The sequence below is a fragment of the Agarivorans sp. 1_MG-2023 genome (assembly GCF_030548385.1).
In the GTDB taxonomy this organism is placed as follows: domain Bacteria; phylum Pseudomonadota; class Gammaproteobacteria; order Enterobacterales; family Celerinatantimonadaceae; genus Agarivorans.
Genome location: NZ_JAUOSJ010000005.1, coordinates 395,824 through 407,377 on the forward strand (window position 1 = coordinate 395,824; position 11,554 = coordinate 407,377).

General features: G+C 45.9%; 8 protein-coding genes and 1 rRNA gene. 7 read left to right on the forward strand and 2 right to left on the reverse strand.

Translation table 11 applies throughout. The annotated features are described in order from the left end of the window. Window positions 1-107 precede the first annotated feature (107 nt). Together Q4592_RS10125 and Q4592_RS10130 are read left to right on the forward strand one after the other, a co-directional pair. The gene (locus tag Q4592_RS10125) at window positions 108-2,132 is read left to right on the forward strand and encodes a methyl-accepting chemotaxis protein (RefSeq protein WP_303512474.1); all 2,025 of its coding nucleotides are present in this window, start codon (window positions 108-110) and stop codon (window positions 2,130-2,132) included. Between the two features lie 291 nt (window positions 2,133-2,423). Then, on the forward strand, window positions 2,424-2,762 hold the full coding sequence (locus Q4592_RS10130; RefSeq protein ID WP_137674920.1) for a P-II family nitrogen regulator: 339 nt from the start codon (window positions 2,424-2,426) through the stop codon (window positions 2,760-2,762). A 56-nt stretch (window positions 2,763-2,818) separates the two neighbouring features. Here the strand turns inward: Q4592_RS10130 and Q4592_RS10135 are convergent, their stop codons facing one another. Continuing rightward, entirely contained in the window at window positions 2,819-3,553 is a 735-nt protein-coding gene (locus Q4592_RS10135; protein ID WP_137674921.1) for an outer membrane protein assembly factor BamD, read from the reverse strand. 244 nt (window positions 3,554-3,797) lie between these two features. On the opposite strand from Q4592_RS10135, the gene rluD reads away from it, so the two are divergent. From rluD to clpB, 3 genes are all read left to right on the forward strand, one after another. Continuing rightward, window positions 3,798-4,766 (forward strand): 23S rRNA pseudouridine(1911/1915/1917) synthase RluD, encoded by a 969-nt coding sequence (gene rluD / locus Q4592_RS10140; RefSeq protein WP_303512477.1) that lies wholly within the window; start codon window positions 3,798-3,800, stop codon window positions 4,764-4,766. A 3-nt stretch (window positions 4,767-4,769) separates the two neighbouring features. Beyond that, on the forward strand, window positions 4,770-5,501 hold the full coding sequence (pgeF, locus tag Q4592_RS10145; RefSeq protein ID WP_303512478.1) for a peptidoglycan editing factor PgeF: 732 nt from the start codon (window positions 4,770-4,772) through the stop codon (window positions 5,499-5,501). 115 nt (window positions 5,502-5,616) lie between these two features. Further along, window positions 5,617-8,187 (forward strand): ATP-dependent chaperone ClpB, encoded by a 2,571-nt coding sequence (gene clpB / locus Q4592_RS10150; RefSeq protein WP_303512479.1) that lies wholly within the window; start codon window positions 5,617-5,619, stop codon window positions 8,185-8,187. Window positions 8,188-8,225: 38 nt separating this feature from the next. On the opposite strand, the gene Q4592_RS10155 is transcribed toward clpB, so the two are convergent. Continuing rightward, window positions 8,226-8,483, reverse strand: a complete 258-nt coding sequence (locus Q4592_RS10155; RefSeq protein WP_137674925.1) for a hypothetical protein — start codon at window positions 8,481-8,483, stop codon at window positions 8,226-8,228. Between the two features lie 180 nt (window positions 8,484-8,663). Between Q4592_RS10155 and pssA the strand changes: the two genes are divergently transcribed. Together pssA and Q4592_RS10165 are read left to right on the forward strand one after the other, a co-directional pair. Next, the gene (gene pssA / locus Q4592_RS10160; protein ID WP_303512480.1) at window positions 8,664-9,512 is read left to right on the forward strand and encodes a CDP-diacylglycerol--serine O-phosphatidyltransferase; all 849 of its coding nucleotides are present in this window, start codon (window positions 8,664-8,666) and stop codon (window positions 9,510-9,512) included. Between the two features lie 453 nt (window positions 9,513-9,965). After that, window positions 9,966-11,508, forward strand: a 16S ribosomal RNA gene (locus Q4592_RS10165). Window positions 11,509-11,554 lie beyond the last annotated feature (46 nt).

The window sequence follows — 11,554 nt, forward strand, 5'->3', positions numbered from 1 at the left end:
AATTTTAATCAAGCCTTTGTACGATTATTATCATGTCTTAGTGGGGTTAATAAAAATGTCATAAAGCTCCCCTATAAATGGCCGCGGATCTCCAGCGGTAACTAAATATGTTTTTAAAACAGCCCTTCAAGAATCAACTCACTTTGGTACATCAACTTGCCTTATCGATGGCTCTGCAGTTTGCCATTGCCTTAGGTATTGTGATGATTGCATTGTGGGGAATGAATCAGCTAAGCCACTCTTTTAAGCAGCTTGATGAACAAGCCTTGCCCGTTGCAGAGCTGGCTGCGCAAATTGACAGAGCGGCATTGCAGCTCGACCGCCAGTTAAGAAATACCATTAGTAGCCAAAATCCTGAGACCTTTGCCGAGCAGCGAGCGCTGTTTGATTCTGAGTTAAACACCTTAGTGACGGCGCTAAGTGTGTTTACTCACTTTAGCCAAGGCTTAGATTTACTCGACGATGATCAAACGCGTATAGCAGAGAGCGTGGCGAAGCTAGACCAAGACATGCAAAGTTTGCTTACTCGTGTCGAGCAACGTTTAGAGGTACAGAATGAGGTTGTATCTAGTCAAGGTTTGGTGCTTTATGCTATGGGTTCTGCGCGCGATGAAATGTCTCGATTAGTGCCAATATTGTTTGCCGATATCGCGGAATCTAAAATGGCCTATGACGCGTTTATTGCTGATGCGGCCAGTTTAATGAACGCTCAGTTGCAACTGGTTACCACTCAAGATCCAAATAATGCGCAAACCCAGCTAAAGCAGATGCAAAGTTACATTTCAAGGTTGCGGTTTAACTACAATATTTTACTTAAAGACAATCCTGAATTGGCTGACTACCCCAGTGTGTCTATGGCCATTGATATACTTGAAGGTGCTGTCATCGAGGCTGGATTATTTGGCTTACAAGCAAAGCAAGTACAGCTAAATTTCGCTATTCAACAAGATATATCCAGCTTGTCTGAACCGCTCGATACTCTGCAATTGCATTTAGAAAAGCTACTAGCAGAAGGTGTAACTATTATCGAAAATGCCACCCAGAATACGCAGTTAACTATGTTGCATAGTCAGCGTTTGTTATTGGCCTTGAGTGCGGTAGGTATTATGGTTTTTGTTGGTTTGTGTATAGTCATTGTTCGTTTGGTTCGCAGCCGTGTTAAACAAATAGGCGAAGCTATTCATAAGCTCTCACAAGGTGATTTTACTCATAGTTGCCCTGTGTCTAGTCCTCGAGAATTTAGGCAGTTAGCAAGTTGGCTTAACCAAGCCAGCGAGCATAACCGCAGTAACATTGCTCAACTCCGCGCCCGGGGTATCGAGCTTAAACAAGCTGCTGAAGCTAGTGCTAATATAGCCCACAGCCAGCAACAGCAATTAGTAGAGCAAGAAAATCGAATAGCCCTAATCGCTTCTTCTGTGGTGCAAATGGATACCACTATGGGAGACATTGCAAACGCCGGTAATGATGCCGAACAAGATAGTCAGTTGTCTGCAGAGTTGGCAGAACAAGGTAAGCAAACCCTAGAGAGTACTAGTACGCACCTACAAGGTTTGGCCGACAAAATGCAACGTAACTCGCAACGAATGAGTGAGTTAGATCAGCAAGTAGACCAAGTGGGTGAAGTAGTGCAAGTGATTAACAGTATTGCAGAACGCACTAACTTACTGGCGTTAAATGCAGCCATAGAAGCGGCTAGAGCAGGGCAACATGGGCGCGGCTTTGCGGTGGTTGCGGATGAGGTGCGTAAACTGGCGGGGCAAACCCGTGAACAAACCGATTCAATTAGTGAAATGATCAATACACTGCATAATGCGACCAATAAAGCGCGGGAGTCGATGGCCTCTTGTCAGAACGAGATGCAATCAACTCAGCAATTGAGTGAGCATTTATCTATTGCAATGAATGATATTGAGCAAGCCGTCGCTACTGTGCGACAGCAAACTGTTAATATTTCCCGCTCTACTGCTGAGCAAAATCAAGCGAGTCATCATGTTAATCAAGCGGTCGATGATTTGGTAAAACAAAGCCAATTGCGTCAGTCACAAATCGACGAGTTATCGGTACAGTCTGACCAAGTTGCGGCCATTGCGAATGAGCAAGGCCAGAGCTTAGCGGCATTCAAAGTATAAAGGTATGCTGTTGGGAAATTTGAGCATTAAGCTAGCAATGAGTTAAAGTTGTTCGATTTTTCAGCGTTAGCGCGTTTCACCTAGATTAAGTGAGGAAAAGCGTATTTAACGCAAGCAAAGCATAAAAACTTTAACAAACAGCCTATTAAGCATCACTCTAATTCCAATAATTGACACTTTTTGTGCAGTTTTGCCGACCAAGCTTGCTTTACGCCGTTGTTACTTGCTTGCGCTTGGCTTAAAGTAAACAACATACAGACTCAACAAAATGATAAAAATAAGGAAGTACAAATGAAGCAAGTAACGGCAATTATCAAGCCATTTAAGATGGATGATGTTCGCGAAGCCTTAGCTGAAATTGGTATTACTGGTATGACGGTTACAGAAGTAAAAGGCTTTGGTCGTCAAAAAGGACATACCGAGCTTTACCGCGGCGCTGAATACAAAGTAGATTTCTTACCTAAAATGAAACTAGAACTTGTTGTTCAGCAAGATGATCTAGAGCGCTGTATTGAAACTATCGTACAAACTGCGCAAACCGGTAAAATCGGTGATGGTAAAATCTTTGTTCGCGATGTAGACCGTGTTATCCGTATTCGTACCGGTGAAGAAAACGAAGATGCTATTTAATTTATAGCCAATAAAAAAGGCGAGCTAAGCTCGCCTTTTTTATTTCTGAAAGTTATTTAGTTAGCGCTGCGTATTAGTGCAGTTTGTTCCACTTTGTCTGTCACACCTAAAGCCTTGTAACCTTGCTCCATGACTTCTAGAGCATCTCGTGCTGAAGGCGTATCTGGGAAATTCTCAATCACGTAACGTGCGCGGTTTACCGCACCGATAAATGCTTCGCGTTTGATGTAATAACGTGCCACAGCCACTTCGTGACGAGCTAAATTGTCTTTTAAGTAAACCATACGTTGCTTAGCATCTGGCGCATAATCACTGCGCGGATAGCGGTTAATTAGCGTGCTAAAGTCGTTAAAGGCTTGACGAGAAAAACTCGGGTCGCGGTCATACCTATCAATACCTACGACACTTTGGAACAAATTGTAATCTGCTGACATATTGGTTAAACCGCGCATGTAATACACGTAGTCTAAGGCGCTATGCGTGGGGTTGTTACGAATAAAACGCTCGCTGCTCGCAAGTGCCATCGCAGTATCACTGCGCTTGTAATAAACGTAGATAAGATCAAGTTGTACTTGGCTTGAATAAGGGCCAAATGGGTAACGAGTATCTAATGCTTCTAAGTTATCTGCAGCATCGGTAAACGCACCGTTGTTAATTGCAGTTTGTGCTTCGGCGTAAAGCTCTGAAGCGGGCTTGTCTGGGATCTTCGGCTTTTCTTTCGACGAAGAACAGGCGCTCAGCGCAAGGCCGAGAAGTATTACTGAAATTGTTTGCTTGTAAACGCGCATCATGAGCTAAAAATCGTCTTAATCGTTTATGTGATGGCCCGATAACAATACTCTGCACTTGCTAAAAGTATTACGCCATTCACCGTAAATAATGGGCAAACAGTATCCTCTATGCCACTTAAACCGTCAATCGCCGAGTGATATATATAGTGGGAGCAGCGTCTAACAAACCATTTTCTTCTATGCTTTAGCTTTAGAATGATTACAATAGCCCGTTTTGGCCTTCCTGTCAGAGGTAAAACCTAAGATGAGTCAACAATTAGAGTTGCGTGCAATCGTCGACGAAGAGCTTGCAGGCGCCCGCCTAGACCAAGCATTAGCGACGTTGTTCCCCGATTACTCTCGTTCTCGAATTAAAGAATGGATATTAGGGGAGTGTGTTCGTTTGGATGGCGAACTTAAGGTAAAACCTAGGGAAAAGGTAGTGGGCGGTGAAGAAATCGTCTTAAATACCGTGTTAGAAGATGTTGTTGAAGCGAAAGCTGAAGACATCAAACTAGATATTGTTTATGAAGATGACGATATTCTAGTGATTAACAAACCAATTAACATGGTTGTTCACCCTGGGGCTGGCAATAACAGCGGTACGGTGCTTAATGCCTTGTTGCATTTATACCCATCTATTGCTGAGGTAGCACGTGCCGGTATTGTGCACCGCTTAGATAAAGACACTTCTGGCTTGATGGTGGTGGCTAAAACCGTACCCGCTCAAACTCACTTAGTGGATGCTTTGCAAAAACGCTTAGTGACTCGTGAGTACGAAGCCATTGCTACCGGTACTATGACAGCCGGCGGTTTGGTGGAAGAGCCTATTGGCCGTCACCCCACTAAACGTACCCACATGGCAGTTGTTACCTCAGGTAAACCTGCGGCTACGCATTACCGTGTTGCCGAGAAGTTTCGCCAGCATACCCGTATTCGCTTACGCTTAGAAACTGGTCGTACTCACCAAATTCGCGTGCATATGGCCCATATTGGCCACTCGCTATTGGGTGACCAAACCTACGGCCGTTTGCGTTTGCCTAAAGGCTCAAGTGAAGAACTGATTGCTGCTATGCGCGGTTTTCAGCGTCAAGCTCTGCACGCTGTTATGTTGCGTTTAGAGCACCCAATTACTGGCGAAATGATGGAATGGCATGCGCCGGTTCCGCAAGATATGCTTGATATTGCTGACGCCTTGCGAGCGGATCATAAACTCAATCCTGATTTGGGTTAGAGCTTGGCTAAGCACTCGGTGAATTGGCCTTGCCCCGCAAACGTGGTTGCTGTTTACAGCGATCGTGTAGCGGGAGTGAGCCAAGTGCCCTTTGATTCGTATAACTTGGGTGACCATGTTGGCGATGAGCTTGCTGCGGTAACTAGCAATCGCACGAATTTTCAAATGTCTATGCCCGAGCAGGTATGCTGGCTTAAGCAAGTACACAGTACTCGAGTCGTCGATGCCAGTGACCAAGCCAATGTACTTAGCGAAGCCGATGCCAGTATTGCTGCCAGTTCAGGTGCTGCATGTGTAGTGATGACCGCCGATTGTTTGCCGGTATTGTTTTGCGACCAGCAAGGAACTGTAGTAGCAGCATCACATGCCGGCTGGCGAGGCTTGGTAGATGGAGTGTTGGAAAAAACCGTCGCAAAAATGCAAGTAGAACCGCAGCAGCTTATGGCTTGGATGGGACCCGCTATTGGCCCTCAGGCTTTTGAAGTGGGTGCAGAGGTAAAACAGCGTTTTGTGCAACACAACGCTAGGGCCGCCAGCGCGTTTACTCAAGCTTCTCAAGCCGATAAATATTACGCCGATATTTTCACTCTCGCCGAGCAACGGTTACAGGCTTTAGGACTAGGCGCTATTTATTCTGAGCGTATCTGTACTTATAGCCATCCACAGCATTACTTCTCTTATCGACGTGAGGGACAAACTGGTCGTATGGCTGCCGCCATTTGGTTATCTGAATAAACCGTAAAGTTCACAGATTTGGTGTTGAACGTTAATATTTAGCGCCTGATATCTTGATTTTTTTTGCTTTCAATCCCACATAATCATTAATAGCTTATCCAAGTGGAGGTGCCACATGCGCCTAGATAGATTCACAAGCAAATTTCAATTAGCCATTTCTGATGCTCAGTCGCTTGCGCTTGGGCGAGATCACCAATTTATTGAGCCGGTACACTTAATGTCGGCCATGTTGAATCAAGACGCAGCATCTTTGCGACCACTGTTGGTAGAAGCTGGCATTGAAGGCAGCGCCTTACGCTCACAACTATCTCAAGCCCTAGAGCAACTGCCTCGTGTAGAAGGCACAGGTGGAGAGGTGCAGCTATCCAATCAGTTGGTGGTGCTGCTTAATCTCTGTGACAAGTTGGCGCAAAAGCGTAAAGATAAATTCATTTCGTCAGAAATTTTCTTCTTAGCGGTAACCGAAGACAAAGGTAAGCTTGGCGACATCATGCGCGAGTTGGGCGCGAATAAAGAAAACATTAACAAAGCCATTGAAAAATTGCGCGGTGGCCAAAAGGTCGACGACCCGAATGCCGAAGATCAGCGCCAAGCACTCGAAAAATATACCATCGACCTCACTGAGCGCGCCGAACAAGGCAAGCTAGATCCGGTGATTGGCCGTGACGATGAAATTCGTCGTACTGTTCAAGTATTGCAACGCCGCACTAAAAATAACCCAGTGCTTATTGGTGAACCTGGGGTGGGCAAAACCGCCATCGCCGAAGGTTTAGCGCAGCGCATCATTAATCATGAAGTACCAGAAGGCTTAAAAAACAAACGCGTTTTGTCTTTAGACATGGGCTCGTTAGTGGCGGGGGCTAAATATCGTGGTGAGTTTGAAGAACGTTTAAAAGCGGTACTTAATGAGCTTTCTCAAGAAGAGGGCCAAGTGATTTTGTTCATCGATGAACTGCACACTATGGTGGGGGCAGGTAAAGGCGATGGAGCAATGGATGCGGGTAATATGCTTAAACCAGCATTAGCGCGAGGGGAGCTCCACTGTGTGGGCGCGACTACCTTAAATGAATATCGCCAATACATAGAAAAAGATGCAGCCCTAGAACGTCGTTTCCAAAAAGTGCTGGTGGAAGAGCCTAATGTGGAAGATACCATTGCCATTTTACGTGGCTTGAAAGAGCGTTATGAGCTGCATCATTCTGTAGAAATTACCGACCCAGCGATTGTGGCTGCTGCAAGTTTGTCAAATCGTTATATCTCTGATCGTCAGTTACCCGATAAAGCGATTGACTTGATTGATGAAGCGGCTTCAAGCATTCGCTTACAAATCGATTCCAAACCAGAAGCCTTGGACAAACTTGAGCGAAAAATCATTCAACTCAAGCTGGAGCGTCAAGCGCTGCAGAAAGAGTCTGATAGCGCTAGTGTTAAGCGACTAGAGCTACTCGACAGTGAGTTAGTAGATAAAGAGCACAAATTTCGCGAGTTAGATGAAGTATGGAAAGCTGAAAAAGCGGCGTTGTCTGGAACTCAACATATTAAGGCTGATTTAGAGCAAGCGCGCTTAGACATGGATATTGCCAGGCGTGCTGGTGACTTAAATCGAATGTCCGAACTGCAATATGGTCGGATACCAGAATTAGAGCGCCAATTAGATTTAGCCTCTCAGGCCGAAATGCAAGACATGAGCTTGCTGCGCAATAAAGTTACTGACGCTGAAATTGCCGATGTACTTTCGCGCTGGACGGGTATTCCGGTGAATCGGATGCTCGAAGGTGAGCGCGATAAACTTATGCGCATGGAGCAACAGCTGCACGGCCGAGTGATTGGCCAAAGTGAAGCGGTAGAAGCTGTCTCCAATGCTATTCGTCGTAGTCGTGCTGGGATATCTGATCCCAACCGCCCAATTGGTTCCTTTTTGTTTTTAGGTCCAACGGGAGTAGGTAAAACTGAGCTATGTAAAGCGTTAGCGGAGTTTATGTTTGATACCGAAGACTCGATGGTTCGAATCGACATGTCAGAGTTTATGGAAAAACATTCAGTTGCTCGACTCGTTGGTGCCCCTCCGGGTTATGTGGGCTACGAGGAGGGCGGCTATCTCACCGAGGCAGTAAGGCGTCGTCCTTATTCAGTGATATTGTTGGATGAGGTAGAAAAAGCCCATCCAGATGTATTCAATATCTTATTGCAGGTATTGGATGATGGTCGCTTAACTGATGGCCAAGGCCGTACGGTAGATTTTCGCAATGCGGTGGTCATTATGACCTCCAACTTAGGCTCCGACATTATCCAAGAGCGCCACGGAGAAATGACTCACCAAGAAATTAAAACCGCATTAATGGACGTATTGGCTCAGCAATTTAGACCTGAGTTTATTAACCGTATCGATGAGTCGGTTGTCTTTCATCCTCTGGCGCATGAACAAATTCGTGAAATAGCGGCGATACAGGTGCAGCGCCTAGTGCCCCGCCTAGAAGAAAAAGGTTATAAGTTAGAGTTTAGTGATGCGGTGTTAGATAAGTTAGGGCAGGCAGGGTTCGATCCTGTTTATGGTGCTCGCCCACTTAAGCGAGCGATTCAACAGCAATTGGAAAACCCATTAGCCAATGCAATTTTGTCTGGGCAAATAGAACCCGGTAAAACAATTCGCATAGAATTAACAGACGGACAGCTCAGCTTTAACTAGCAGAGCTCGCGCGGCAAGCTAATGAGCCTTGGGTTACATTAGCTTTGCCTGCGTTGTTGTTTTTGAATTTGTTTAAGGGTGAGATAGGTTTCGAGTTGGCTCTTGTCGAGCAGTTTAATTATTTCCAAGTCTTTTTCTTTCACTAGGTCCCGCATGGCTTTCCACATTTGCTTGCGGTCGCCTTCAAAGCCAAACATATTGTCCATGAGTTGGCTGTATTGTTGTTCTAGCTCGGTAAACTGACTTATCTGCTCCGAACTCAGGCTTAAATGTTCGATCAATCTGTCTATATTCATCTTGCTACTACCAATTTGCGAAAACTTTTCAACTTATGAGTTTGTCTATCTCTGAAATTGATGACACTTGATTAAGATATAGTTCATCCACTCCAATTTGTCTTTGAATCACTATTAACAACTAGGGGCATATGCTATTTTTAGCCCTAGTTTTTTTAGGCAGTTTCACAGAGTAGCTAAATGACAGAACAAAAAATTAGCGACGGTGCTAGGCAAAAGGGCATCTTCTTGCTTCCCAACTTGTTTACCACCGCAGGTCTTTTTTCAGGGTTTTATGCCGTAGTTGCATCCATGAATGGGCAGTTTGAGGCCGCAGCCATTGCCATTTTTGTGGCCATGATATTTGACGGTGTCGACGGAAGAGTCGCGCGTTTAACCAATACCGAAAGTGCCTTTGGTGCTGAGTACGATTCAATGGCCGATATGGTGTCTTTTGGCATTGCACCCGCATTAGTTGTTTATAACTGGGCCTTACACGACTTAGGAAAAATTGGTTGGTTAGCTGCCTTTGTATATACAGTTGGTGCAGCTCTGCGTTTAGCGCGTTTTAATACTCAGGTAGGTATTGCTGATAAACGCTTCTTCCAAGGTTTGGCGAGTCCTGCTGCTGCGGCGCTCATTGCTGGCATGGTGTGGTTTGCCCAAGACATGGAATTCCCGGGAAATAAATCAGGCGTAATCGCCTGTTTAATTACCGTAATAAGTGGCTTGCTAATGGTGAGTAATTTTAAGTACCACAGTTTTAAAGGTATTGACCTAAAAGGCCGAGTTCCATTTTTTGCCGTACTGCTTATTGTATTAGTGTTTATTGTGGTGGCCGTTAAGCCAGCGGTTATCTTGTTTACCTTGTTTGCTGCTTATGCGGTGTCTGGTCCGGTTTATACTATTCGCACGGTAAAGGACTTTAGATTTGAGCATGTGGTGGGTGACGAAGAAGATCTAGAGTGTAATGCTCCAGAAGCGGCATCAAAACCTACTGAGAAAAAAGCAGACTCAGTCAGTTCGGAACAAGAGCAAGACAAAAGCTAAGCCTCATATAGTGTAATTATTGAAAAAGGCGCACTTATTTGCGCCTTTTTGCTTTATAAATAATCAAATTCAGACTTTTGTTTGGATAAACGTTAAAAATTCAAAATAACGGTTGCTTTCCTAAAGGGCATCCCTATAATGCGACTCCACTGACACGGCAAGCGGCGCTGCAAAGCAAGGCTGAAACGAGGTCAGGGTTGGTAAGGCCTGAGGCTTTATTAGCGGCTCAAAAACTTCTTCTTAATTAATATTAAAAAGCGGTTGACAGCCACAGAGGAAAGCGTAGAATGCGCACCTCGCTTCGGCAACGAAGCAACGCTCTTTAACAATTTATCAAGCAATCTGTGTGAGCACTCACAGGGCATTAAGCGAAAAAATTAGCTTAAGTGAACTGGATGCTTGCACTGTTTTAACAGTAATAATTTTCAGTTTTTACTTTGAGCGAAAAAACTTTGATTGAAGAGTTTGATCATGGCTCAGATTGAACGCTGGCGGCAGGCTTAACACATGCAAGTCGAGCGGTAACATTTCTAGCTTGCTAGAAGATGACGAGCGGCGGACGGGTGAGTAATGCTTGGGAATATGCCTTTACGTGGGGGACAACAGTTGGAAACGACTGCTAATACCGCATAATGTCTTCGGACCAAAGGAGGGGATGCTTCGGCACCTTTCGCGTAGAGATTAGCCCAAGTGGGATTAGCTAGTTGGTAAGGTAATGGCTTACCAAGGCGACGATCCCTAGCTGGTTTGAGAGGATGATCAGCCACACTGGGACTGAGACACGGCCCAGACTCCTACGGGAGGCAGCAGTGGGGAATATTGCACAATGGGCGAAAGCCTGATGCAGCCATGCCGCGTGTGTGAAGAAGGCCTTCGGGTTGTAAAGCACTTTCAGTCGTGAGGAAGAGGTGTAGTTTAATACGCTATATCTTTGACGTTAGCGACAGAAGAAGGACCGGCTAACTCCGTGCCAGCAGCCGCGGTAATACGGAGGGTCCGAGCGTTAATCGGAATTACTGGGCGTAAAGCGTACGCAGGCGGCTTTTTAAGCCAGATGTGAAATCCCCGGGCTCAACCTGGGAATGGCATTTGGAACTGGGAAGCTAGAGTTTTGTAGAGGGTGGTAGAATTTCAGGTGTAGCGGTGAAATGCGTAGAGATCTGAAGGAATACCAGTGGCGAAGGCGGCCACCTGGACAAAAACTGACGCTCATGTACGAAAGCGTGGGGAGCAAACAGGATTAGATACCCTGGTAGTCCACGCCGTAAACGATGTCTACTAGTTGTCTGTGAGTTTAACTCGTGGGTAACGCAGCTAACGCATTAAGTAGACCGCCTGGGGAGTACGGCCGCAAGGTTAAAACTCAAATGAATTGACGGGGGCCCGCACAAGCGGTGGAGCATGTGGTTTAATTCGATGCAACGCGAAGAACCTTACCTGCCCTTGACATACTAAGAACTTACTAGAGATAGTTTGGTGCCTTCGGGAACTTAGATACAGGTGCTGCATGGCTGTCGTCAGCTCGTGTCGTGAGATGTTGGGTTAAGTCCCGCAACGAGCGCAACCCCTATCCTTATTTGCCAGCACGTAATGGTGGGAACTCTAGGGAGACTGCCGGTGATAAACCGGAGGAAGGTGGGGACGACGTCAAGTCATCATGGCCCTTACGGGCAGGGCTACACACGTGCTACAATGGCATGTACAGAGGGATGCGAACTCGCGAGAGTAAGCGGACCCCAAAAAGCATGTCGTAGTCCGGATCGGAGTCTGCAACTCGACTCCGTGAAGTCGGAATCGCTAGTAATCGTAGATCAGAATGCTACGGTGAATACGTTCCCGGGCCTTGTACACACCGCCCGTCACACCATGGGAGTGGGCTGCAAAAGAAGTGGGTAGTTTAACCTTCGGGAGGACGCTCACCACTTTGTGGTTCATGACTGGGGTGAAGTCGTAACAAGGTAGCCCTAGGGGAACCTGGGGCTGGATCACCTCCTTATTATGATGCTGATGTCCCTGTGACGTGTTCACACAGATTGCTTGAT

Bases quoted from the DNA above. Each gene is read 5' to 3' on its own strand.
- Q4592_RS10125 (WP_303512474.1), top strand. From the start codon at position 108: ATGTTTTTAAAACAGCCCTTCAAGAATCAACTCACTTTGGTACATCAA.
- Q4592_RS10130 (WP_137674920.1), top strand. From the start codon at position 2,424: ATGAAGCAAGTAACGGCAATTATCAAGCCATTTAAGATGGATGATGTT.
- Q4592_RS10135 (WP_137674921.1), bottom strand. From the start codon at position 3,553: ATGATGCGCGTTTACAAGCAAACAATTTCAGTAATACTTCTCGGCCTT.
- rluD (WP_303512477.1), top strand. From the start codon at position 3,798: ATGAGTCAACAATTAGAGTTGCGTGCAATCGTCGACGAAGAGCTTGCA.
- clpB (WP_303512479.1), top strand. From the start codon at position 5,617: ATGCGCCTAGATAGATTCACAAGCAAATTTCAATTAGCCATTTCTGAT.
- Q4592_RS10155 (WP_137674925.1), bottom strand. From the start codon at position 8,483: ATGAATATAGACAGATTGATCGAACATTTAAGCCTGAGTTCGGAGCAG.
- pssA (WP_303512480.1), top strand. From the start codon at position 8,664: ATGACAGAACAAAAAATTAGCGACGGTGCTAGGCAAAAGGGCATCTTC.